The organism is Acetivibrio saccincola (genome assembly GCF_002844395.1).
Lineage (GTDB): Bacteria > Bacillota > Clostridia > Acetivibrionales > Acetivibrionaceae > Herbivorax > Herbivorax saccincola.
This window is the reverse complement of record NZ_CP025197.1, coordinates 2,628,660-2,652,363: the sequence shown is the minus strand read 5'-3', so window position 1 is coordinate 2,652,363 and position 23,704 is coordinate 2,628,660. Positions and strand designations below refer to the sequence as shown.

General features: G+C 37.6%; 19 protein-coding genes, 6 tRNA genes and 2 rRNA genes. 23 read left to right on the top strand and 4 right to left on the bottom strand.

Annotation, left to right across the window (positions count from 1 at the left end; all coding sequences use genetic code 11):
- The first annotated feature begins 28 nt into the window (after positions 1 to 28).
- Positions 29 to 838 (top strand): sporulation transcription factor Spo0A, encoded by an 810-nt coding sequence (spo0A, locus tag HVS_RS11945; protein WP_101302662.1) that lies wholly within the window; start codon positions 29 to 31, stop codon positions 836 to 838.
- Positions 839 to 883: 45 nt separating this feature from the next.
- Here spo0A and HVS_RS11940 read toward each other — a convergent pair whose 3' ends face one another.
- Positions 884 to 1,159, bottom strand: coding sequence for an HU family DNA-binding protein (locus tag HVS_RS11940; protein WP_101302660.1), 276 nt, complete (start codon positions 1,157 to 1,159; stop codon positions 884 to 886).
- Positions 1,160 to 1,353: 194 nt separating this feature from the next.
- The gene (locus tag HVS_RS11935; RefSeq protein WP_101304268.1) at positions 1,354 to 1,713 is read right to left on the bottom strand and encodes an adenine nucleotide alpha hydrolase family protein; all 360 of its coding nucleotides are present in this window, start codon (positions 1,711 to 1,713) and stop codon (positions 1,354 to 1,356) included.
- Between the two features lie 278 nt (positions 1,714 to 1,991).
- Between HVS_RS11935 and HVS_RS11930 the strand changes: the two genes are divergently transcribed.
- The 10 genes from HVS_RS11930 to HVS_RS11885 all read left to right on the top strand — a co-directional run bounded on the left by HVS_RS11930 (position 1,992) and on the right by HVS_RS11885 (position 6,218).
- A complete protein-coding gene (locus tag HVS_RS11930) occupies positions 1,992 to 2,834 on the top strand; it encodes a fumarate hydratase (protein WP_101302657.1) in 843 nt (280 codons plus the stop codon).
- A gap of 108 nt (positions 2,835 to 2,942) precedes the next feature.
- Entirely contained in the window at positions 2,943 to 3,491 is a 549-nt protein-coding gene (locus HVS_RS11925; RefSeq protein WP_101302654.1) for a Fe-S-containing hydro-lyase, read from the top strand.
- A gap of 127 nt (positions 3,492 to 3,618) precedes the next feature.
- The gene (locus tag HVS_RS11920; protein ID WP_101302652.1) at positions 3,619 to 3,828 is read left to right on the top strand and encodes a DUF1858 domain-containing protein; all 210 of its coding nucleotides are present in this window, start codon (positions 3,619 to 3,621) and stop codon (positions 3,826 to 3,828) included.
- A 120-nt stretch (positions 3,829 to 3,948) separates the two neighbouring features.
- Positions 3,949 to 5,223, top strand: a complete 1,275-nt coding sequence (locus tag HVS_RS11915) for an adenylosuccinate synthase (RefSeq protein WP_101302650.1) — start codon at positions 3,949 to 3,951, stop codon at positions 5,221 to 5,223.
- Between the two features lie 31 nt (positions 5,224 to 5,254).
- Positions 5,255 to 5,458 (top strand): hypothetical protein, encoded by a 204-nt coding sequence (locus HVS_RS11910; RefSeq protein WP_192876539.1) that lies wholly within the window; start codon positions 5,255 to 5,257, stop codon positions 5,456 to 5,458.
- Between the two features lie 172 nt (positions 5,459 to 5,630).
- A tRNA-Lys gene (locus HVS_RS11905) sits at positions 5,631 to 5,706 on the top strand.
- 101 nt (positions 5,707 to 5,807) lie between these two features.
- Positions 5,808 to 5,882, top strand: a tRNA-Glu gene (locus HVS_RS11900).
- Positions 5,883 to 5,962: 80 nt separating this feature from the next.
- Positions 5,963 to 6,039, top strand: a tRNA-Asp gene (locus tag HVS_RS11895).
- Positions 6,040 to 6,054: 15 nt separating this feature from the next.
- Positions 6,055 to 6,130: transfer RNA gene (locus HVS_RS11890), tRNA-Thr, on the top strand.
- A gap of 3 nt (positions 6,131 to 6,133) precedes the next feature.
- Positions 6,134 to 6,218: transfer RNA gene (locus HVS_RS11885), tRNA-Tyr, on the top strand.
- A 118-nt stretch (positions 6,219 to 6,336) separates the two neighbouring features.
- On the opposite strand, the gene HVS_RS11880 is transcribed toward HVS_RS11885, so the two are convergent.
- On the bottom strand, positions 6,337 to 7,317 hold the full coding sequence (locus HVS_RS11880; RefSeq protein ID WP_101302648.1) for a glycosyltransferase family 2 protein: 981 nt from the start codon (positions 7,315 to 7,317) through the stop codon (positions 6,337 to 6,339).
- A gap of 23 nt (positions 7,318 to 7,340) precedes the next feature.
- Positions 7,341 to 10,223 (bottom strand): glycosyltransferase family 39 protein, encoded by a 2,883-nt coding sequence (locus HVS_RS11875; protein ID WP_101302646.1) that lies wholly within the window; start codon positions 10,221 to 10,223, stop codon positions 7,341 to 7,343.
- A gap of 444 nt (positions 10,224 to 10,667) precedes the next feature.
- On the opposite strand from HVS_RS11875, the gene HVS_RS11870 reads away from it, so the two are divergent.
- The 12 genes from HVS_RS11870 (at position 10,668) to HVS_RS11815 (ending at position 23,658) form a co-directional block, all read left to right on the top strand.
- The gene (locus HVS_RS11870; protein WP_101302644.1) at positions 10,668 to 11,594 is read left to right on the top strand and encodes an LCP family protein; all 927 of its coding nucleotides are present in this window, start codon (positions 10,668 to 10,670) and stop codon (positions 11,592 to 11,594) included.
- Between the two features lie 170 nt (positions 11,595 to 11,764).
- Positions 11,765 to 12,742 (top strand): metal-dependent hydrolase, encoded by a 978-nt coding sequence (locus HVS_RS11865; protein WP_101302641.1) that lies wholly within the window; start codon positions 11,765 to 11,767, stop codon positions 12,740 to 12,742.
- A 209-nt stretch (positions 12,743 to 12,951) separates the two neighbouring features.
- The gene (locus tag HVS_RS11860; RefSeq protein ID WP_101302638.1) at positions 12,952 to 13,935 is read left to right on the top strand and encodes a 2-hydroxyacyl-CoA dehydratase family protein; all 984 of its coding nucleotides are present in this window, start codon (positions 12,952 to 12,954) and stop codon (positions 13,933 to 13,935) included.
- Positions 13,936 to 14,195: 260 nt separating this feature from the next.
- Positions 14,196 to 14,966 carry an acyl-CoA dehydratase activase gene (locus HVS_RS11855; RefSeq protein WP_101302636.1) on the top strand — a complete coding sequence of 257 codons (771 nt, stop codon included), beginning with the start codon at positions 14,196 to 14,198 and terminating at the stop codon, positions 14,964 to 14,966.
- 249 nt (positions 14,967 to 15,215) lie between these two features.
- Positions 15,216 to 15,875: a 7-cyano-7-deazaguanine synthase QueC gene (gene queC, locus HVS_RS11850; RefSeq protein ID WP_101302634.1), complete on the top strand. Its 660-nt coding sequence runs from the start codon at positions 15,216 to 15,218 to the stop codon at positions 15,873 to 15,875.
- A gap of 126 nt (positions 15,876 to 16,001) precedes the next feature.
- Entirely contained in the window at positions 16,002 to 16,385 is a 384-nt protein-coding gene (gene queD / locus HVS_RS11845) for a 6-carboxytetrahydropterin synthase QueD (RefSeq protein WP_101302632.1), read from the top strand.
- Between the two features lie 14 nt (positions 16,386 to 16,399).
- Positions 16,400 to 17,032: a 7-carboxy-7-deazaguanine synthase QueE gene (locus HVS_RS11840; RefSeq protein WP_101302630.1), complete on the top strand. Its 633-nt coding sequence runs from the start codon at positions 16,400 to 16,402 to the stop codon at positions 17,030 to 17,032.
- Positions 17,033 to 17,037: 5 nt separating this feature from the next.
- Positions 17,038 to 17,598, top strand: a complete 561-nt coding sequence (locus HVS_RS11835; RefSeq protein ID WP_101302628.1) for a uracil-DNA glycosylase — start codon at positions 17,038 to 17,040, stop codon at positions 17,596 to 17,598.
- The gene (locus tag HVS_RS11830) at positions 17,586 to 18,164 is read left to right on the top strand and encodes a uracil-DNA glycosylase (protein ID WP_101302626.1); all 579 of its coding nucleotides are present in this window, start codon (positions 17,586 to 17,588) and stop codon (positions 18,162 to 18,164) included. Before HVS_RS11835 ends, HVS_RS11830 begins: the two co-directional genes overlap by 13 nt.
- A 524-nt stretch (positions 18,165 to 18,688) precedes the next feature.
- A 16S ribosomal RNA gene (locus tag HVS_RS11825) occupies positions 18,689 to 20,212 on the top strand.
- Positions 20,213 to 20,420: 208 nt separating this feature from the next.
- A tRNA-Ile gene (locus tag HVS_RS11820) sits at positions 20,421 to 20,497 on the top strand.
- A gap of 248 nt (positions 20,498 to 20,745) precedes the next feature.
- Positions 20,746 to 23,658, top strand: a 23S ribosomal RNA gene (locus HVS_RS11815).
- Together the 16S and 23S rRNA genes with 1 tRNA gene alongside form the textbook arrangement of a ribosomal RNA operon.
- The last annotated feature ends 46 nt before the right edge of the window (positions 23,659 to 23,704 follow it).

Genomic DNA, 23,704 nt, shown 5'->3' with positions numbered 1-23,704 from the left:
TACTATACATTCAGAAGGCGGAAGGGAAATGAAAGGTAAAATTACAGTTTTAATTGCAGACGATAATACAGAATTTGCAGAACTTTTAAAAGATTATATGAGTCAGCATGATGATATTAGTGTTGTTGGCATTGCAAAAGATGGCTTAAAGGCTATTGATATGATAGTTTCTTTAAAGCCGGAGGTTGTTATACTGGATGTTATAATGCCAAATTTAGACGGTTTGGCAGTATTAGAGCGGTTGTCAAATATGGATTTAGAACGTAAGCCCATATATATAATGCTTTCTGCAATAGGACAGGATGTATTTATACAAAAGGCCATTTCCCTTGGGGCAGAATACTACATAATTAAACCTTTTGACATAGATGTTTTGGTAACCAGGGTACGTCAGCTTTATGAAGAAAAATACATGACGGCATATTCCTACAGACCTGTTTCGAAAAATTCTCATTTCATATGTGCCAATGAAAATGACCGTACCTTTGATATTGAAGTTGAAGTAACAAACTTGATGCATGAAGTAGGCATTCCTCCTCATATGGCAGGATACCAGTATTTGAGAGAGGCTATTATTAATGCCGTTGAAAACCCCAAGTGTTTTGGATCCATCACCAAGACATTGTATCCGGCTGTTGCAAAGAAGTTTAACATTTCCCCGCAAAAAGTAGAAAGGGGAATAAGAAATGCAATTGAAAGTGCATGGGCAAGAGGTAATCCGGATGCAATGGACTCTTTGTTTGGCTATACCATTAACTACAATAAAGGCAAACCTACCAATTCTGAGTGTATAGCCATGATGGCGGATAAAATAAGAATTGCAATGAAAAAACATTAAAGACTTGCTTTTTAGGCAAGTCTTTAATATTTTGATTTTAACATCTTACTTATTAACAATTTCCTTTAATGCCTTACCTGCTCTAAATACGGGAGCTTTTGATGCGGGGATTGTGATTTCTTCTTTTGTCTGAGGATTTCTTCCTTTTCTGGCTGCCCTGTCTCTTACTTCAAATGTACCAAAGCCAACAAGAGCAACTTTTTCACCGGCTTTTAAAGCGTCCTGTACAGAAGAAATAAATGCATTTAAAGCGGCTTCACTGTTCTTTTTGCTTAAACCTGATTTAGCAGCAATTGAGTTTATCAAATCTGTTTTGTTCATATACACAACCTCCTAATTTTGGAATTCGACATTATTTTATAATGAAAATGTCATAAAGTCAAGGGTTTTAACCACTTTTTTAAAAAATAATATGTTCTTTTAACATAGAAAAAGAGAGTTTTTACACATAAAACAAAAAACAACATTTTTATTAAAAAAATACAATATAAACTAAAAATTTATTAAAGATAAACTTAAGGGATAACCAAAATTTCAACGCCGGGAAGTGATTGGCTAAGTTCCGTATGAAGATTGCTTTTACTGTGGTGGTTTGGGGATTCCCCCATTACAACATGAGTTATTTCATTTTCCTTTGCAAAATTAACCAATGTTTCAACTATATTGTCAGATTTTAAAACAGACAGGTTAGCTCCCACGGATTTTGAAATTTTAAACAGGTATTCTAAAGCCTCACTTTCTTTAGCATTGTCTAAAAAGTTCCATTCATTTTTAGCAACATGTATTACAAAAAGTTGACCTTCTAACTGGTTTCCTAAGTCAGAGGCTTTTAAAATTAACCTTTCACAGGTAATTTGCTGTGTAATACAAACCATTATATTTTGACAAGAATTTGACAACACCAAAACCCCTTTCTACATAATTGTAGAGTCTATTTATATGCAGAACCTGTTTGTTATATTAACATGAAGACTCAAAGGTAATGTTAACACATTTCATATCAATAGTAAATCCATAAATTTAAAAAGAGAAATAAAGATGTATAAGGGAAAAGCTTTTAGCTGTATTTGCAAAACCGGATTTGATATAATAAGATTATGTATTGCCAAAAAAATTGATGCAATTATAAGTATTAAAAAGGCTGGGAGATAAAATGAGAACTATTCATGTTAATGAAATTATTGAGACTGTAGAAAAATTATGCATGCATTCAAATTATTATTTAAATGATGATATTTTAGAAGGTTTTAAAAATGCTTTAGTTAATGAAGAGTCTCAAAGGGGTATAGATATATTAGAGAAACTTATTGAAAATGCCAAACTGGCAAGGGAAAAGGAAATGGCCATTTGTCAGGACACAGGAATGGCTGTGGTTTTTTTGGATATAGGCCAGGATGTCCGTATAGTTGGAGGAAATTTGGAGGAAGCAATAAATGAAGGGGTCAGGAGAGGATATGAAAAAGGTTTTTTAAGAAAATCAGTGGTAGAAGACCCCATTAAAAGAAACAACACCAATGACAATACTCCTGCTGTAATTCACTATAATATTATTGAAGGGGACAAAATAAAAATTTCCATAGCTCCTAAGGGGTTTGGAAGTGAAAATATGAGCAGGTTAAAAATGCTAAAACCTTCTGACGGGGAAGAGGGAATAAAAAAGTTTATAATTGATACTGTTGACAAAGCAGGACCAAACCCTTGCCCCCCTGTTGTTGTTGGTGTGGGTATTGGAGGTACTATGGAAAAAGCGGCTGTCTTGGCTAAAAAGGCATTGATTAGGCCAATTAATAAAAGAAGCCATTTGGAACATATCAGAAAAATTGAAGAAGAGGTTTTGGATAGAATTAATTTATTAGGGATTGGTCCGGCAGGTCTTGGAGGAACCGTTACTGCCTTAGCCGTTAATATAGAGGTTTTTCCAACTCATATTGCAGGACTTCCTGTGGCGGTAAATATCAGCTGTCATGCTACAAGGCATGGGGAAGCTGTAATATAAAGAGTTTTATATCAACTGCAACTACACAAAAATTACAAAAAAGTGTGATTTATAGAATCAAAAAAGTAATTTGTATAAATAAAAAAGTAATTTATAGAAGGTGAGGCAATGAATTATTCTATAGAAACCCCATTAACCATAGAGAAGGCAAAAAAATTAAAAGCAGGGGATATAGTTAGTATTAGCGGTATTATTTATACTGCAAGGGATGCTGCTCACAAAAAAATGATAGCTCTTTTAGGTGAGGGAAAGGAACTTCCTTTTGATATAGAAAACCAGGTTATATATTATGTAGGGCCTTGCCCGGCAAGACCCGGGGAAGTTATCGGCTCTGCCGGTCCTACAACCAGCGGCAGGATGGATGCATATACACCTGAATTGATAAAGCTTGGTCTAAAAGGGATGATTGGAAAAGGTTTGAGAAGCAAAGAGGTTATAGATGCCATGAAAAAGTACGGGGCGGTGTATTTTGGAGCAATAGGCGGGGCAGCAGCTTTAATTGCCCTGAGGATAGTTAAAGAAGAAATAATTGCTTTTCCTGAATTAGGGGCTGAAGCGATAAGAAAACTAACTGTAAAGGATTTTCCGGCAGTTGTTGTAATTGATAGTGAAGGCAATGATTTATATGAAATTGGGAAAATGAAATATAGAAAATAAGGGGTATATTTTTTCTACATATTAGTGTATAATAAACACTGTTGAAAGGTAATTCTGATAAATTAGCAACTGAGACAGCAAAAGCTCAAACAGACATGAAATTAAAATAAATTTGGAGGGATAATATATGAGCAAAATTACTAAAGATATGATAATATCAGATGTTTTAGAGATGGACAGAGGTACAGCTACTGTATTTATGAATAACGGAATGTTTTGCATAGGATGCCCGTCTGCTTCAGGTGAAAGTATTTCACAGGCATGTGCAGTTCATGGGATAGATGCTGACAAACTGGTTAAAGAGCTAAATGATTATTTTGCTCAAAAAGAACAATAATACCAAAAGACGTTTTTCAAAATAAGACATCTTGCCATTGACAGCAATAAGAAATATTGGTGTCTTATTTTGTTGCCAAAATTTTTTTGCTGTCTTTTATAGAATAGGGGGATTGGTAAAATGGCTACCAGGGTAGTAATAGGTACCCAGTGGGGGGATGAAGGAAAAGGCAAATATATTGATATGCTGGCTAAAAGCTCTGACATAGTAGTACGGTTTTCCGGAGGGAATAATGCAGGGCATACAATAGTAGCAAACGGCGTAAAGTATTCACTACACCTTATACCATCAGGGATATTGCATAAAGATAAAACTTGTATTATCGGGAATGGTGTAGTGGTTGACCCTAAAGTACTGTTAAATGAGATGAAGGATTTAAACAGCAAAGGGGTAAGTACTGATAAGCTTTTAATAAGTGACAGGGCTCATGTTATAATGCCTTATCACAGGCTGTTAGATGAATTGCAGGAAAAATTCAGGGGAAGCAACTGTATAGGAACAACTAAAAGAGGTATTGGTCCATGCTACTCTGATAAAACCGATAGATCAGGAATCAGGATGTGTGACCTTATTGATGAAGATGTATTTGTAGAAAAAGTAAAAGAGAATTTGGAAATTAAAAATTTAATTATTGAAAAAGTTTATCAAGGAGAAAAGCTCAATGAAGATGAGGTAATATCAGAGTATTTAGAGTATGGAAGGATTTTAAAAAAACATGTATGTGATGTAAACAGCCTGCTTTTTGATGCCATTACTGAGAAAAAGGATATACTGTTTGAAGGAGCCCAGGCTACATTTTTAGACTTGGATTTTGGAACTTATCCTTATGTTACATCTTCAAATCCCATTGCAGGAGGAGTTTGTACAGGTGCAGGAATCGGACCTGTTTATATTGATGAAATATATGGTGTGCTAAAAGCTTATACATCAAGGGTAGGAGCCGGACCATTTCCTACCGAACAGGATAATGAAATTGGTGATACAATAAGGGAACTTGGCGGCGAGTATGGTACAACAACAAGAAGACCAAGGCGTTGCGGATGGTTAGATACCGTTATGATAAGATATGCTGCCAGGGTAAACGGACTTACAGGGCTGGCAATTAACCATGTGGATACCATTGGTAAATTAAACAATATAAAACTTTGTGTGGCTTACGAAAAAGACGGTCGTACAATAAATAGTTTTCCGGCAAGCTTAAAAGAACTTGAAAAATGTACTCCTGTATATGAAGAGTTTGAAGGATGGCCGGATAGCGATATTTCAAATGCAAAAACTTTTGAAGACCTTCCTGCAAACGCAAAAAAGTACCTTAAAAGGATTGAAGAGATTGTAGGAGTAAAAATCAAGCTTATTGGCGTAGGAAAGGAAAGAGAGCAAACTATAGCGGTGTAAGACGTGTTTATATTAAAAATAAATGAAAGGGATGCTGTTTTTTAAAACAGCATCTTTTTTTGCTACCTGGGTGGATGTGGATTTTGCAGAATATTGTAAGAAAGTAGATAACCGGGCAGTTAAAAAGAATTGCACAATTCCGTACTGGCTTAATGTTAAAGCGGAAAAAGCAGGGATAAACTTTTCTAAGGTACTGCAGGAAGCATTACTGGAAGTTTTGGGAGCTTCAGAATAATATAAGAACCATAAATTTATGCTTTTCATATTAATATAATAGACTAAAAAATAGAGCCTTACAGCTCTTTTTAGGGAGTGGTACAAAAAAATAAAAAAAATTTAAAAAAAACTGTTGACAAAATGATATGTTTTATTGTACAATACGTAATTGTGTGACACAAAAATTATGTGAGCCATTAGCTCAGTCGGTAGAGCACTTGACTTTTAATCAAGGTGTCGAAGGTTCGATTCCTTCATGGCTCACCACAAAACTTTAAAACTCTTAATATTTTTTAGTTTATTGCTTGACTTTTTCGACAGATGCAGTTACAATATAGTTTGTCAGCAAAAACATTAAAATTATCAATGGCCCATTGGTCAAGCGGTTAAGACACCGCCCTTTCACGGCGGTAACAGGGGTTCGAGTCCCCTATGGGTCACCATGATAACCTGTATTAAGCGGCTGATTCGTCAGAAGTTGTTTATCGCTGACGAATCAGTTGGGCAGGTGCAAATGAGATACGGCCCGGTAGTTCAGTCGGTTAGAATGCCAGCCTGTCACGCTGGAGGTCGAGGGTTCGAGTCCCTTCCGGGTCGCCATTGAAAATTTAATAAGCTGGTGTAGCTCAGTTGGTAGAGCAGCTGACTTGTAATCAGCAGGTCGGGGGTTCAAATCCGTCCACCAGCTCCACATGGAGGGGTTCCCGAGGGGTCAAAGGGGGCAGACTGTAAATCTGTTGGCTCAGCCTTCGATGGTTCGAATCCGTCCCCCTCCACCAGAAATGGTCTTGTCAATTGTTTTTTGGTTGACAAGACTTTTGCCTTTTTATGATTTAAAACTTTTTACAATTAAAGTACCACGGGCTGTGCCCGTGGTTTCAAAATGTCTGTTTACTACTACCTTCCGTTTCTTACTGTTATTTTATCCTTTTTATCTTCAGAAAAGTTTTTAGTTTCTTTTATAATATACAATGGTCTGCCTTTAGCTTCATCATATATCCTTCCTATATACTCCCCGATTATTCCAAGAATTATAAGGGTAATGCCGTTAAAAAACAGGCTTACAGCTAAGGTAGAAGCCCATCCGGCTTGTACAAAGCTCTTTGAAAAAAGTTTGGTATAAAGAACAACCAGAAGGTATATAAAGCTGAAAAATGACAGGAAAAAGCCCATATATGACGCCAGTTTCAAAGGTTTATATGAAAATGAGGTTATAGCGTCAAAAGCGAATTTAAGCATCTTTTTTAAAGGATACTTGGTTTCACCGGCAAAGCGCTTATCCCTGTTAAATTCAACCCCTATTTGTTTAAATCCAAGCCAGCTTATTATTCCTCTTATATATCTGTTGCGCTCATTAACCAGTTTAAGAGCTTCTGCAACTTTCCTGTCGATTAACCTAAAGTCCCCGGTATCAACGGGGATATCTACATCTGTCATTTTTCTTAAAAAGCGGTAGAAAACTTTTGCCGTAAACTTTTTAAAGAAGGTTTCCCCTTCCCTTGCAAGTCTTTTTCCATATACAACATCATAGCCCTCTTTCCACTTTTCCAGCATTTTTGGAATTAATTCAGGAGGGTCTTGTAAATCAGCATCTATGACAACAATAGCCTGTCCTTCGGCATAGTCCATACCTGCAGTTATGGCAATTTGATGACCAAAGTTTCTTGCAAAGTTAATTAGTTTGATTTTAGGATCATTATTGCATATTTCATGAGCCATTTCTTCAGTTTTGTCCCTGCTGCCGTCGTTAACAAATATAATTTCATAGGATTCATTTGTAGAGTCCATAACTTTTTTTAGTCTTTTATATGTTTCCAAAATAACTTCTTCCTCATTATAAAGAGGCACTACTACTGAACAAACTATCTTATCAGACATATTTTTTCCCTCCAAAGATTATTTTAAAAATTCCAAAACCATCCTATTAATTTTAAATAAGAAGTATTTACATGCATACCTGAAACAACTGGATAGAATAGTATAAAAACTACCAGTACCAATGCCAGGTAAATATAAGCAAAATATTTGAAATCCTGCCACTTATCAATGACTTTCTTAATTACATATAAAATGCACAGTATTAAGAAAGGTATAATGGTAAAATAGTGGTATATAAATGTACATCTTGGAACGCCTACCCAAGGAACATATTGAAAAATCATAGCCAACACTATAGGGAAGAATTTCCGGTCAAATCTGAATATTCCCACCAACAAAATTATTATAGATGTTAGTAAAAATATCCACATTAAAGATTGTACGCTTGGATTTTTATAGTAGCTGTTATCGAAATTTACATAGTAGCTGTTGGTTTTTATAACATTATGAAAGCTAAATGCAATTACAGAAAATATTGCAGCAGAACCTACTGAAAAAGCAATGATTTTTTTATCAAAGTTAGAAGATATAAGTATTGTTAGTGTTAATAATATGAAAGATAGTATCCAAACCTCTGAAGGTATAAAATCTTTAGGTATGGAAATATAAGCAAAAGATGATGCTGCAAGGACGAATAATAGTGAAAACTGTTTTTTTACCTTTGTGAGTGCCATAGCTGCAATTGCCAAAAATGCAACTATTCCGGTCCACCATACTGCAGGGTTTCCCAATGTGTAAATTTTAGATGTAACTCCTGCAGGAAGATCGCTTCCAAAGTAAAAGGCCATAGGTCTTGACATAAAAGGCCATTCCCACCAGGCTGATTGATAAGGGTGTGTATCAGTAAGTTTAGAGTGATAGCTTAGCATATATTTAAAGTTGTCTACAACAGTTTTAAAAAGGCTTGTACCAGGTCTTTCAGGCCAGGACAGATATGATAGTACATATATTATTCCAGGTATTATAACAAAAAATATTACGCAAAGTCCCATGGTGCCAAACAGGTATAAACTTTCATAATCATGGAACCATGCAGGTTTCTTTTTGCTTCTCATGGCAATCTTCCTGTAGTCAGTATACTCTAAGTATTTGTTAAGGAAAAACAGAACTGCAAGTCCTGCGGCACCGTAAAAGGCAATCCACTTACTTGCTGCCCCGAACCCAAAGAACAGGCCGCTTAAAAACAGCGGTTTTAAAGATTGTTTGAATCCTAATACGTAGGACTTATTTACAAAGTAGTCATACATATAATAATACATGAGTATAACAAAAAGTGTAACATAGCTGTCTATAGTTGCTATTCTTGTCTGGGCAAAGTGCATTGAATCAAACATCATAAGAAAAGCAGCTGAAAATGCAAAGAACCTGTCGTGAAAAACTTTTTTACCAAAAGCATACATGGCAGGAACCATAGCCACTCCAAAAAGTGTACCCATTATTCTCCAGCCGAAAGGCACCATTCCAAAAATAAGTACACCCAGTGCCATAAATACTTTTCCTAAAGGCGGGTGGGTTGTTTCATATGGCTGTATCCCGTGTATATGCTCAAAAGCAGTTCTGGCATGGTATATTTCATCTAAATACATGCTGTTCATAAATGAAGGTCTGTATGCAAATTTATCATGTTCATCAAAAAGATTTTCTATATTTCCTTTATTATTAGAGCCAACATTTTTGTCTACTACTTTTATGCCTGTTAAAGGTACGGTACTTCCTTGTTCAACTATTGCTATTTCATTTATAGTCATATTGGTACTTTCAAAAGTAAACCGTAATTTGCTGGTGGTAACAGGTGATACAGCTTGGTACTTCCATTTAAAAATGTCAAGGACTTTGTCCTTTTGAAAAGTCATGAGATTAGAGAAATTTTGGTTTTCGTCAAGGTATTCTACACTAATAACGCCTCCACCTAAGCCTGTAAAAAAGTATACCCTTGACAGGGTTGCTTCTTTTCCAAGATCTACGGTAAAACTTTCTCCCGGTAAAACAGACTCCCAGGAAGTGGTTGGAACTTTAAAACTTCCGAGATTATACAATGCGATTACCAAATAAATCGCAGTCATGGCAATCATTATTATTATGTCTTTTTTATCAAAGCTTACCTTAAAAATCTGTTGATCTTCCGGTGGAAGGGTATTATTAGTATTTTTTTTAGTATTCTTAGTATTATCAGAAGGGGTATTCTTATTCTTATCATTGCCGGATGATTTTTTTGACTTGTATAATATAAAGAGCACATATATAAGTATTGCGAAGGGTATGAGAATCATAGATAAAATCTTTCCACTACTTTTGCTTTCTGCATCACCTGACTGGGATGAATTATCGGGCTCTAAGCTTTGAGCGGTTTCACCTACAGGAATTTCACTTACTTCTACAACTTCCACAGTGTCAAACCAGGCCTTACCTGAGCTTAACTTCCCATGTCCCCCTAAGGCCAGGGAAAGGGCGACCGTCTCCTGATTGGGACTGGTTTTTCCATAAAACTCAACATACTCCCAATTTTCAGTTGTACCTGTAACCCCGCGGGAAGTAGTTAGGGTATACAGTACTGAAATATTTGCCCCTAGGGTATCTTCAGGTACATTTTCTGTTTTTACCCAGCATGAAAACTTATAAAAAGTATCCCCTTTTACCGGAACATGCTGGACATATCTTGCGTCACTCATTGAATTACTTACAATATAAGCGCTTTTTGAACCGGTATGGCTTACCGTTTCATCAATACCAAATTCGCTTGCTTCAGACTCTTCGCTCCAATGGTATGTCTCCCAAAGTCTGGCGTATTCGTCAGACATTTCAAAGCCTGGATTTTGTACTAAGCTTTCTTCTTGTGCAAATCCACATACATTACATATGGAAAATATTAATATTATAAAAAAAATCCCCAAGACTTTTTTCGACATTTTATGAACACCCCCACTGTAATTGATAATAAATTTTTTTGCTTGCACATATAAAAAAATAATGCTTAAAAATTTAAGTATTGCTAAAAGTTTATGTATTTTTTGTTTTTATTATGGATTTAACCGGTTTTAATATGAAATGGTGTATACATTGAAATTTTTCACATTCCTTTCAAATTTAGTTTATTTTTTTAAGAATAAAAAATAAGCATTAAAACAGAAAATTAGCATGGTTTTGTCGTTTTTTATTATAGCAGTTATAGAGTAGAAATGCAATTTATAATTTGTTAAATATATAAATGATTTTTCAAGAAAAATTTAAATATTTAACTTATCCACCTATTTGTATTAAAAAACATAAAAAACATATACTAAATAATGTTTAAAGCCTGTCTTATTTACCTTTGGACAGAGTAATTGAAATAAACTAAAGCAGGTGGAAATATGAGTTTAAGAAAGAAAATATTTTATATTTGCATGGTGTTTTCTCTTGTTTTATTTGTAGAGGGATTGTTTACAATTTTAAATTATAGTGAAAAAAACAATTTAAATTTTATAGATGAAAAAGAGAAAAATTATGAAAAAAAACAAATAGTGCGCAACATTTATAAGAGAAAGGATTATCCAGAGTACATAAATTTACTTCTAATGGGTCTGGATGAGTCTGAAAAAAGAGCAGACGGAATCATGTTGGTAAATTTCCATCCTGAAAGTGGAAAAGTAAATATATTGTCAATAACAAGGGATACCATGGTTAAATCAGATAGCGGTAGGATATATAAAATAAACGCCCTTATAGGTCTGGGCGGGGAGGCGGAAATAATTGAAAAGGTAGAAAAACTTACTACTATGCCTGTTCACTACTATTTAACAGTAAATTTTAAAGGATTCAGGGAAATAATTGATTTGTTAGGGGGAGTGGAAATAGATGTACCATTTGATATGAAATACGACGATCCATACCAAAACCTTCACATATCACTAAATAAGGGTAGACAAATTTTAGATGGGGAAAAAGCAGAACAATACTTAAGATACAGAAAAGGAAACAAGACGGGAGAAGGGTATGAGGACGGGGATTTAGGAAGAATAAAAGCCCAGCAGCAGTTTTTAAAAGAATTTATAAAGCAGAAATTAAAACTTAAATATTTGTTTAAGGCAGACGATATCTTTTTTGTAATTAAAGATAATGTAACTACAAATATAGAAATAGGAGACGTTAACTATTACATTGACTGTATAAAAAAAATTGATGTAAATAAAGTGGATTTTTATACATTGCCCGGACATCCCGAATACATTGATAATCAGTATTACTATATATATGATGAAGAAAAGACAAAAGAGATGATAAACAATAATTTCAATTAATCAGCTAAAAGAAGCAAAAGTCCTATTCTGATAAATGGGAATATATTTCTCATGACTTTAGAAAGATATAGTGCTATAATTTTTGTATGCAAGGATACAGGTAGCATAAAGAAATATAATAAGACCATTTAAATGATAACACCATTTAAATGGTAACGGGAGGGTGGTTGATGGATCCGCTTACCCACGGGGTTATTGGTATTGCCTTAGCAAAGGCTACAGGCAATGAGGTATCTATAGCTGATGCAGCTACAGCAGCAGTGGTTGTTGGCGCAGTTTTTCCGGACATTGATATAGTATTTCAAAAATGGGGGGATTATGTCTATTTAAAAAACCATAGAGGCATTACCCATTCTGTATTAGGATTAGTGACTTCTTCAGTGTTTATAGCTTTTTTACTAAACTTTTTTTATCCGGGTTATGGTTTATTAAATCTTGCCTTTTGGGCTTTATTAGGAGGAATTTCCCATACTTTTTTTGATATATTTAATTCTTACGGTGCAAAATTACTGTGGCCATTTATCAACAAAAAGTTTTCCTTAAGTCTTCTTACTATATTTGATCCTATATTTTTAATTTCTATATTGGGATATATATTTACCACAGGGAAGTTTCAAAATGCATTTATTATTGGTTTTATGGTTTATCTTTTGTTTAGGGTTGCTATGAGACTGTGTGTTTTTAAACATTTAAAGAAGAATTTTGGGAAAACCTCTGAAAAGATATCTTTGTTGCCTTCAATGACGGGACTGTTTAGATGGCATTTTATACTTGAAAAAAAAGAATCCAGCATAGTTGGTGAAAAAAATATTTTCAAGAAAAATGTAAAGCTTATAAAAAAATTATATAAAATTCAAGATGACATTTTAGAAAAAGTTTCAAAGTCTAATGTAGGTAAATTTTTTGCTGATTTTACACCTATATTCCATGTGGACAGGGAATTAGCAGGAGGTATAACCCGATATGTATTTATTGATATGAGGTATTATATGCGCGATAAATTTCTTCACCACGCCATATTGGAAATGGATGAGGACGGTAAAATAATAACTTCAAGCTTTAATCCCTACTCTATAAAAAGAGTCAGCAAAATTCCTGAGGGTTTTGGGAGTAGAGGAAGTATATTTTCAAGAATTATTGGAGCTTAAAAAAGGTAGAGGACTTAAAAACACAGGACTTGAAAAAATAAAAAAGTTTATTAAAAATGTTTATTAAAAAAGTTTATAATAATTTAGGGGCTGCTGCATACTAAGGGAAACTTAAGTTTGCAGCAGCTTATTTTTTAAAAAAACTTTAAAGCTTTTTATTTGTGTATTATAATATGAAAAGACAAAAAATTTAGAATAGGAGTGTTTTTTTGAAAAAAGTAGGTTTTACAACAAGTATACCTGTGGAAGTGGTGTTTGCTGCAGGATATCAGCCGGTAGATATAAACAATATTTTTGTAAATGACGGTAGCCCTGAGAAACTTGTTGAGTATGCTGAAAGAGTTGGTTTTCCCAGGAATTCATGTGCCTGGATAAAAGGAATGTACTCATGTATAATGGATAAAATTGAATTAGATGTGATAATAGGTGTTGTTGAGGGGGATTGCTCTAACACCAGGGCTTTTAGGGAAGTACTTCAATTAGACGGGGTGGAAAGTATTCCTTTTTCCTATCCTAATTCCAGGGATTATAATTTGTTAAAGTCTGAAATATTGAATTTGTGCAAATTTTTTAATATAGATTTAGATGAGTGTATACAAATTAAAAAAAAGTTGGATAATATAAGAAAAAAGCTTGTTTATTTGGATGAACTGACATGGAAGTACAATAAGGCAAAAGGTGTGGAAAACCATTTATGGCAGGTTTCAAGCAGCGATTTTAATGGTGATTACGGGGTATTTGAATCAGAGTTGGATGAAAAAATACAAGAGATTGAAAAAAGAAATGAATTTAATGAAAAAGTGAGACTTGCTTATATCGGGGTTCCTCCTATAATTTTTGATTTATATGACTTTGTGGAGACGCTGAATGGAAGAGTGGTATATAATGAAGTCCAAAGGCAGTTTACAATGGCAGATTCCATAGGCATAGATGACATCGTTGAAACTTACAGAAACTTTACTTATCCCTATGATGTGTATGTACGCCTTGAAGATATAAAGAAGCAGGTTGAAAAAAGAAAAATTGACGGGGTTATACATTATACGCAGGCATTTTGTTTCAGAGGAATAGAAGATATTGTTATAAGGAGGCATTTAGATGTACCGGTGCTGACCTTAGAAGGTGACAGACCCGGCAAATTAGATTCAAGGACAAAGCTTAGAATAGAATCTTTTATAGATATGCTTACTTAACATTATTTTAATTATTAAAATGATTTTAAATATAATAATTAATAAAATATAATTAATAGTTATTTTGAAATAAATAATAGTTAATAGTTGCAATTAATATAGTTTGCATTGACCGTCTTAATACAATTGACAGATTATTTAATATTTTTTTATAAGCACATTTGGTGCATTTGTTTGATTGTCTTTGATTGAAAAAAATATACTAAGTTAAAAAGCTGTGCTTAGTCAGAAAACTATGATTAGTTGAAAAAGGTGAGGAAATGAAAATTATAGGAATAGATTTAGGCAGCAGGTCTGTTAAAATTGTTGTTTTTGAAAAAGATAACCTGGTAGAAAAAAAGGTGTTTAATACATCTTTTTTTTACAGGAACTACTGCACCATAGAAAATGGTAAAATTTCTATAGATTTTGACAAACTTAATTTAGGCAAATTTGAAAAAATTATTAGTACCGGATATGGAAGAAACAATGTGAATGTAGAAAATGCCGAAATTATTTTAGAATTAAAAGCTCATGCCTACGGTGCCATGTGGCAGACAAAATTAAAAGATTTTACACTGCTGGATATAGGCGGACAGGACAGTAAGGTTATGGCTGTAAAGGGCGGTAGGATGGTTGACATGATGTTAAATGACAAATGTGCTGCCTCCTGCGGAAGATATCTTGAGAATATGGCAGCTGTTATGGAAATAAGCATAGAAGAGCTGGTTAAACATTATAAAAACCCTGTACAGCTGAATTCAACATGTGCTGTTTTTGGGGAATCAGAGCTGATAGGTAAAATTTCAGAAGGTTGTTCTATAGAAGAATTGGCAGCAGGTGTCAACTACTCCCTTTTTAAAAGGATAAGCCCTTTAATAGAAAGGTTTCCGGGGGAGTATCTGGTCTTAACAGGAGGAGTTGCAAAGAATCAGGCCTTTGTTGAATATGTAAAATCAGAGCTTGATTTTAAAGAGGTGATTGTTCCTTTATATCCCCAGCTAAACGGGGCTATTGGCTGCTGCTACCACTATTTTAAAGACAAAATTTAAGGGACTCCTTTAATTGCAGCTGCTGTTTTGTTATGATATACTAAAAATAATTTAAATAAAATGAATCAAATTGAGATAATTTAAAATGTTTAATTTACTAGCTTAAATGAATGACAATTTATCTGATGTTTATTTTGTTATTTATGTAAAATAAGTATGATTTATATGAAATAAATATCATTTTTAAAATTAAGTATAATTTATTGTGAAACAAGTATGATAAAACAAATATGGGTGGGAGAAAATTATATGAGTAAAGCGGTGGTTTTGCTTTCTGGTGGATTAGATAGTACCACATGTTTGTCTATAGCAATAAAAGAAGGATATGATGTATATACCCTGTCTTTTGATTATGGACAAAAAAACAATAAAGAAATTTTATGCACTCAAGAAATAGTAAAGTATTACTCTATAAAGGAGCACAAAATAATAAAGGTTGGAAATGTGGGAGGAAGTGCACTGACAAATGACGATATAGAAGTACCTGATTATCAGGGATTGCCTAATATTCCTGTAACCTATGTTCCGGCCAGAAATATTATATTTTTAAGTTATGCAGTAGGTTATGCTGAAGTTATAGGGGCAGAAGCCATTTATATAGGCGTTAATGCAGTGGATTACAGCGGATATCCTGACTGCACGCCGGAATTTATAGAAGCCTTTCAAGAAGTGGTAAAAGTCGGGACAAAAGCCGGTATAAACGGAAGGCCTGTAAAAATTCTTACTCCTTTAATGAATCTTTCAAAGGCGGAAATAATAAAACTAGCTTGTGAAAATAATGCCCCCCTCCATTTGACATCCAGTTGCTACAGGGGCGGGGATAAAGCCTGCGGGGTTTGTGACAGTTGTGTTTTGAGACTGAAGGGATTTAAAGAAGCTGGAATTGTAGATCCTGTGGAATATGTTTAAAAATTTATCAAAAAGTGTATTCATTAATAATCTAACAGGATATTAAAAGATAAACCAACAATATAAAATTAACAGTACTAACAGTAAATCAAAAGATTTAAAGAAATATTTGAAAGGAATATGTTTATGAAAATTGGTAAGGTTGGCATCAGTAAAGTATTTACTTTTGACAGTGCCCATCATTTAAATGATTATCAGGGAAAGTGTAAGAATATTCACGGTCATACTTACAAATTGGAAGTTACATTAAAAGGGATACCTGATAAAAAGGGATTTGTAATTGATTTTCACGATTTAGATGATATTATAGAAAACCAGGTTCTTTCAAAAATAGATCACAAATATTTAAATGAGTTGTTTGATTTTAATCCGACTTGTGAAATGCTTGGACTTTGGTTGTGGGATGAAATATTGAAAAAAATATCAGATTTAGATTTAAGTCTTGAAAAGCTTGTTTTATGGGAAACACCCACATCCTATATAACAATTGATAAAAAAGATATGGAATAGCGGGAGTGGGAGATGTGAAAGTAAATGAAATTTTTTTAAGTGTTCAAGGGGAGGGTTTATCCTCTGGCTTTCCCACAATTTTTGTAAGATTTACAGGGTGCAATTTAAGATGCAGCTACTGTGATACAACATATTCATATAATGACGGGGTGGAGATGCCGCCGGAGGATATATTAAAAGAAATAAAAAAGCTTCATTACAAGAGAGTGTGTTTGACAGGGGGAGAGCCTCTTTTACAAGAAGATATAGAGAAGCTTTTAAAAATGCTGTATGATTATACAGTTACAATTGAAACAAACGGTTCTGTTAGGCTTGACAGTTTAGACCTTTCAAATAGAAAATACTCCTTTGTAATGGATATGAAAACTCCCTCTTCAGGCTGCAGCGGGGAAATGGTGCTGGAGAATTTTAAGCTTTTAGAGAGCAGGGATGAAATAAAATTTGTAATAGGGGACAGGGAAGATTATGAATGGTCTAAAAATATTATTTTAAATCACTATAAAAAAGGAACAATAACCTTTTCGCCTGTTTATAATAGAATTGACTATGCCAAAATGGTGAAATGGATACTTGATGACAGGTTGGATGTCAGATTCCAACTGCAACTTCATAAATTTATTTGGGGACCGGATGTGACAGGGGTTTAATGACTATGTATGACTGGGAAGAATTAACAAATACATGCAAAAATTGCAAAAAGTGCCGTCTAAGTAACATGAGAAAAAATGTAGTTATAGAAAGAGGAAACAGGAATGCTCCCCTAATGCTTATTGGGGAAGGACCAGGAGAGCAGGAGGATATTCAGGGACGGCCGTTTGTGGGGCGTGCAGGCAAGCTTTTGGATTTGCTGCTGGATGCACTAATGATAAAAGAGCATCAATACTATATTACAAATATAGTAAAATGCAGACCCCCCGGAAACAGGGTTCCTAGTGAAGATGAAGCCCAGACATGTTTACCTTATTTGAGAAACCAGGTTTTTTTGGTAAAACCCAAAATAATAGTTTGTCTGGGTGCCACTGCTATGAAATATGTCATAGACAGAGATGCTCGGATATCCCAGATAAGAGGTTGCTGGATTGAAAGAAAGGGGTACTGGATGATGCCTGTTTTTCATCCGGCGGCGCTTCTTAGGGACGAGTCTAAGAAAGTTTTAATGTGGGAAGATTTTAAAAAAGTTAAACAAAGGTTGGATACCATATGTCAAAGCTAGAAAAGTTAAATAATTTATATAATGAATACACTAAAGCGTTTGGTGACAGGGAAATTGTTTTGGGAGATGGAAATGTTGACTCTGATATTTTATTAATAGGTGAAGCACCTGGAAAAGATGAGGTTATTAAAAAAAAGCCCTTTGTAGGTGCGGCGGGAAAGAACTTAAGTGAGTTTTTGCATATATTGAATATTGATAGAAGGAATATATATATAACAAATGTAATAAAATATAGATTGTCAAAGGTAAATCCTAAGACAGGCAGGGTGTCTAACAGACCGCCTGCAAATAAAGATATAGAAGAAAACAGGGAATATCTATTAAAAGAAATAAGTATTATTACCCCTAAAATAATTGTTTCACTAGGGAATGTTCCTTTAAGGGCGGTTTTAAGTGATATGAATGTAAAAATAGGGGATTTTCACGGCAATATTAAAGAAGTTATAATTGGGGAATCAAAATATAATTTGTTTCCTCTTTACCACCCGGCAAGTATTATTTACAATAGAAAACTAAAAGATATTTATTATAAAGATTTGGAGAAGCTAAAAAATATATTGCAGTAAATAATAATATTAAACTAAATTTTGCAGTAAAATACAGCAATAAAAGTACAGTGAAAGAAGAATAACAAAGGGGCCATGGTGAAAAGAGCAGTAAAAGGGCAGTTTGTTATGAAAAACACAATAAAAAAACAAAAAATTTATAGAACAGGTGAATATCCAACAAAAACCTTTAAAAACTTTTAAAAAAGCTATTGACTTTTATTCATTTATGATGTTATAATCTAATCGCTGTCAACACGGGACATGACTTTGAAATGTGACACAAATAAAAAAATTAAAAAAAGTGTTGACAAAGAAAAAAACCTGTGGTAACATATAAAAGTCGCTCTCAGAGAAGGGCGCTTTTTAAAGCAAGGTTGGACTTTGAAAAGTGAACAGTGTAACATGGAAATGAAATCCGTTAATTCATTTGAGTACTCTTGCCAAGAAGCATGGAGTAATTCATGGATAAGAAGCGTAAGAGCTAGATAAATTTTCTAATGAAAATAGTGGAGTTAGCGCGAGCTGACTTTACGGATAAATTTTTATTAGAGGGTTTGATCCTGGCTCAGGATGAACGCTGGCGGCGTGCCTAACACATGCAAGTCGAGCGGGGTATACGGAGCAGCTTGCTGCACTGTAGACCTAGCGGCGGACGGGTGAGTAACGCGTGGGTAACCTGCCTTACACAGGGGGATAACACTGGGAAACCAGTGCTAATACCGCATAACATCATTTTATGGCATCATGAAATGATCAAAGGAGAAATCCGGTGTAAGATGGGCCCGCGTCCGATTAGCTAGTTGGTGAGGTAATGGCTCACCAAGGCAGCGATCGGTAGCCGGACTGAGAGGTTGGCCGGCCACATTGGGACTGAGACACGGCCCAGACTCCTACGGGAGGCAGCAGTGGGGAATATTGCGCAATGGGGGGAACCCTGACGCAGCGACGCCGCGTGAAGGAAGAAGGCCTTCGGGTTGTAAACTTCTTTGATTGGGGAAGAAAAATGACGGTACCCAAAGAACAAGCCACGGCTAACTACGTGCCAGCAGCCGCGGTAATACGTAGGTGGCGAGCGTTATCCGGAATTACTGGGTGTAAAGGGCGTGTAGGCGGGGATGCAAGTCAGATGTGAAATTCCGGGGCTCAACCTCGGCACTGCATCTGAAACTGTGTCTCTTGAGTGCTGGAGAGGAAAGTGGAATTCCTAGTGTAGCGGTGAAATGCGTAGAGATTAGGAGGAACACCAGTGGCGAAGGCGACTTTCTGGACAGCAACTGACGCTGAGGCGCGAGAGCGTGGGGAGCAAACAGGATTAGATACCCTGGTAGTCCACGCCGTAAACGATGGATACTAGGTGTAGGAGGTATCGACCCCTTCTGTGCCGTAGTTAACACAATAAGTATCCCACCTGGGGAGTACGGCCGCAAGGCTGAAACTCAAAGGAATTGACGGGGGCCCGCACAAGCAGTGGAGTATGTGGTTTAATTCGAAGCAACGCGAAGAACCTTACCAGGGCTTGACATCCCTTGACCGCTGTAGAAATACAGTTTCCCTTCGGGGCAAGGAGACAGGTGGTGCATGGTTGTCGTCAGCTCGTGTCGTGAGATGTTGGGTTAAGTCCCGCAACGAGCGCAACCCCTGTCGTTAGTTGCCAGCACGTAGAGGTGGGCACTCTAGCGAGACTGCCGGTGACAAATCGGAGGAAGGTGGGGACGACGTCAAATCATCATGCCCCTTATGTCCTGGGCTACACACGTACTACAATGGTTGCTACAGAGGGCAGCGAAGCCGCGAGGTGGAGCAAATCCCTAAAAGCAGCCCCAGTTCGGATTGCAGGCTGAAACTCGCCTGCATGAAGTCGGAATTGCTAGTAATGGCAGGTCAGCATACTGCCGTGAATACGTTCCCGGGCCTTGTACACACCGCCCGTCACACCATGAGAGTCGGCAACACCCGAAGTCAGTAGTCTAACCGCAAGGGGGACGCTGCCGAAGGTGGGGCTGATGATTGGGGTGAAGTCGTAACAAGGTAGCCGTATCGGAAGGTGCGGCTGGATCACCTCCTTTCTAAGGAGAACTTAGTTCTTCGGAAGAATAGAATTCCGGAGACAGTATCCTAGGTCGGTCTAGAAGCCAAGTGCTTTTAGTATAACGGGTTCATTCCAGAAGTTACACTGTTTAGTTTTCAAAGGTTTCCAACCTTTGAAAACCGGAAGCAGGATTAAAGAGTTATGGATTTAACTTCCAATCTCCAACCTCTAACATCTAATAATACGGGCTCATAGCTCAGACGGTTAGAGCGCACGCCTGATAAGCGTGAGGTCGATGGTTCGATTCCATTTGAGCCCACCAGTTTTAGATGTTAAGGATGGAAAATAGGAAGTGAGAGGTTAGAGGTAAGAGATTTAGCCTTTAGCTTCTGCCATCTAACATCTAGCTTCTGGTATATGTACCTTGAAAATTATATAATGTAAGTGAAGCGAAATGAGAAGCAAAAGGGTAAAGAGCATACTTTAAAGTATAAAACTTTAAGGGGTGCAAAAGACTCTTAGGAAACTCATTAAGATGGTAAGAGGCAAGAACTTTACGAGAACCGAATAGGTCAAGCTATTAAGAGCATAGGGTGAATGCCTAGGCACCAGAAGGCGAAGAAGGACGTGGTAAGCTGCGATAAGCTGCGGTTAGGCGCAAACAGCCATTGACCCGCAGATTTCCGAATGGGGGAACCCACCTGAGGTAAATGCTCAGGTACTATTGCATGAATCCATAGTGCAATAGGGCGATACGTGGGGAACTGAAACATCTAAGTACCCACAGGAAAAGAAATCAACAGAGATTCCGTGAGTAGTGGCGAGCGAAAGCGGAGGAGCCCAAACCATACTAGCTTGCTAGTATGGGGTTGTGGACTGGCATAATGATTCTCGGAGCTTAGCAGAATCAGGCTGGAAAGCCTGGACCATAGAGGGTAAAAGTCCCGTATGCGAAAAGTGAAGAGACAGGCCAGAATCCAGAGTACCACGAGGCACGTGAAACCTTGTGGGAAGCAGGGAGGACCACCTTCCAAGGCTAAATACTAACTGGTGACCGATAGTGGAGCAGTACCGTGAGGGAAAGGTGAAAAGAACCCCGGGAGGGGAGTGAAAGAGAACCTGAAACCCTATGTTTACAAGCAGTTGGAGAGCGTTAAGGCTCGACAGCGTACTTTTTGTAGAACGGTCCGGCGAGTTACTGTATGTAGCGAGGTTAAGTACTAAAGGTACGGAGCCGCAGGGAAACCGAGTCTTAATAGGGCGATTAAGTTACATGCAGTAGACCCGAAACCGGGTGATCTATCCATGGGCAGGTTGAAACGAGAGTAAAATCTCGCGGAGGACCGAACCCGGAACCGTTGAAAAGGTTTGGGATGACCTGTGGATAGGGGTGAAATGCCAATCGAACTCGGAGATAGCTGGTTCTCCTCGAAATAGCTTTAGGGCTAGCCTCAAGGTAGTCTAACGGAGGTAAAGCACTGATTGGGCTAGGGGCCTTACCGGGTTACCGAACCCTATCAAACTCTGAATGCCGTATAGATGTTCCTTGGGAGTCAGACTATGTGAGATAAGTTTCATAGTCGAGAGGGAAACAACCCAGACCACCAGCTAAGGTCCCAAAATCGCAGTTAAGTGGAAAAGGATGTGGGTTTGCTAAGACAACTAGGATGTTGGCTTAGAAGCAGCCATTCATTTAAAGAGTGCGTAATAGCTCACTAGTCGAGTGAACCTGCGCCGAAAATGTCCGGGGCTTAAACTGTGTACCGAAGCTGTGGCTTTGTGTGAGAGCACAAGGGGTAGGGGAGCGTACTGTACTGGCAGAAGCATGATCGGAAGGACATGTGGACGGTACAGTAGTGAGAATGCCGGAATGAGTAGCGAGAGTAAAGTGAGAATCTTTACCGTCGAAAGCCTAAGGTTTCCTGGGGAAGGTTCGTCCGCCCAGGGTAAGTCGGGACCTAAGCTGAGGCCGGAAGGCGTAGGCGATGGGGAACAGGTTGAAATTCCTGTACTACCGCTGTTCGTTAAGAGAAGTGGGGACGCAGGGGGATAGGTTAAGCGAGCGGCTGGAAGAGCTCGTCCAAGGGAGGTAGATAGGCCGGTAGGCAAATCCGCCGGTTGTTTCGAAGTCCTGATGGGGAGGGAAATATAAGTACCGAAGTAACTGATTCCGCACTGACAAGAAAAGCCACTATCGAGAGCAGAGGTACCCGTACCGCAAACCGACACAGGTAGGTGAGGAGAGAATCCTAAGACGAGCGGGAGAAGCGTTGTTAAGGAACTCGGCAAATTGACCCCGTAAGTTTGCGAGAAGGGGTGCCTGGTAAGACAGGCCGCAGAGAGTAGGCCCAAACAACTGTTTATCAAAAACACAGGTCTCTGCTAAATCGAAAGATGAAGTATAGGGGCTGACGCCTGCCCGGTGCTGGAAGGTTACGGGGATCTGTTAGCTTAGAGCGAAGCAGTGAACCTAAGCCCCAGTAAACGGCGGCCGTAACTATAACGGTCCTAAGGTAGCGAAATTCCTTGTCAGGTAAGTTCTGACCCGCACGAAAGGCGTAATGATTTGGGCGCTGTCTCGACAACGCACCCGGTGAAATTGTAGTACTCGTGAAGATGCGAGTTACCCGCGACAAGACGGAAAGACCCCATGGAGCTTTACTGTAGCCTGATACTGGGTTTTGGTATTCTTTGTACAGGATAGGTGGGAGGCATAGAAGTATGTACGCCAGTATATATGGAGCCGTCGTTGGGATACCACTCTAAGGATGCTGAAGCTCTAACCAGAGGCCGTGAATCCGGTCTTGGGACAATGTCAGGTGGGCAGTTTGACTGGGGCGGTCGCCTCCTAAAAGGTAACGGAGGCGTCCAAAGGTTACCTCAGCACGGTTGGAAATCGTGCATTGAGTGCAAAGGCATAAGGTAGCCTGACTGCGAGACAGACAGGTCGAGCAGGTACGAAAGTAGGGCTTAGTGATCCGGCGGTATGAGAGTGGAATTGCCGTCGCTCAACGGATAAAAGCTACCCTGGGGATAACAGGCTTATCTCCCCCAAGAGTCCACATCGACGGGGAGGTTTGGCACCTCGATGTCGGCTCATCGCATCCTGGAGCTGGAGTAGGTTCCAAGGGTTTGGCTGTTCGCCAATTAAAGCGGTACGCGAGCTGGGTTCAGAACGTCGTGAGACAGTTCGGTCCCTATCTGTCGTGGGCGTAGGATATTTGAAGGGAGCTGTCCTTAGTACGAGAGGACCGGGATGGACAAACCTCTGGTGCACCAGTTGTCACGCCAGTGGCACAGCTGGGTAGCTAAGTTTGGAAGGGATAAACGCTGAAGGCATCTAAGCGTGAAGCCCCCCCTAAGATGAGATATCCCACCGTTTACGGTTAAGACCCCATGAAGACTACATGGTAGATAGGCCAGGTGTGCAAGTGCAGTAATGCATTTAGCTGACTGGTACTAATAGGTCGAGGGCTTGATCAAGAAAAAGGAGAGTCTTTTACTGTAGCTTAGTGAGTGAAGAGCTTCT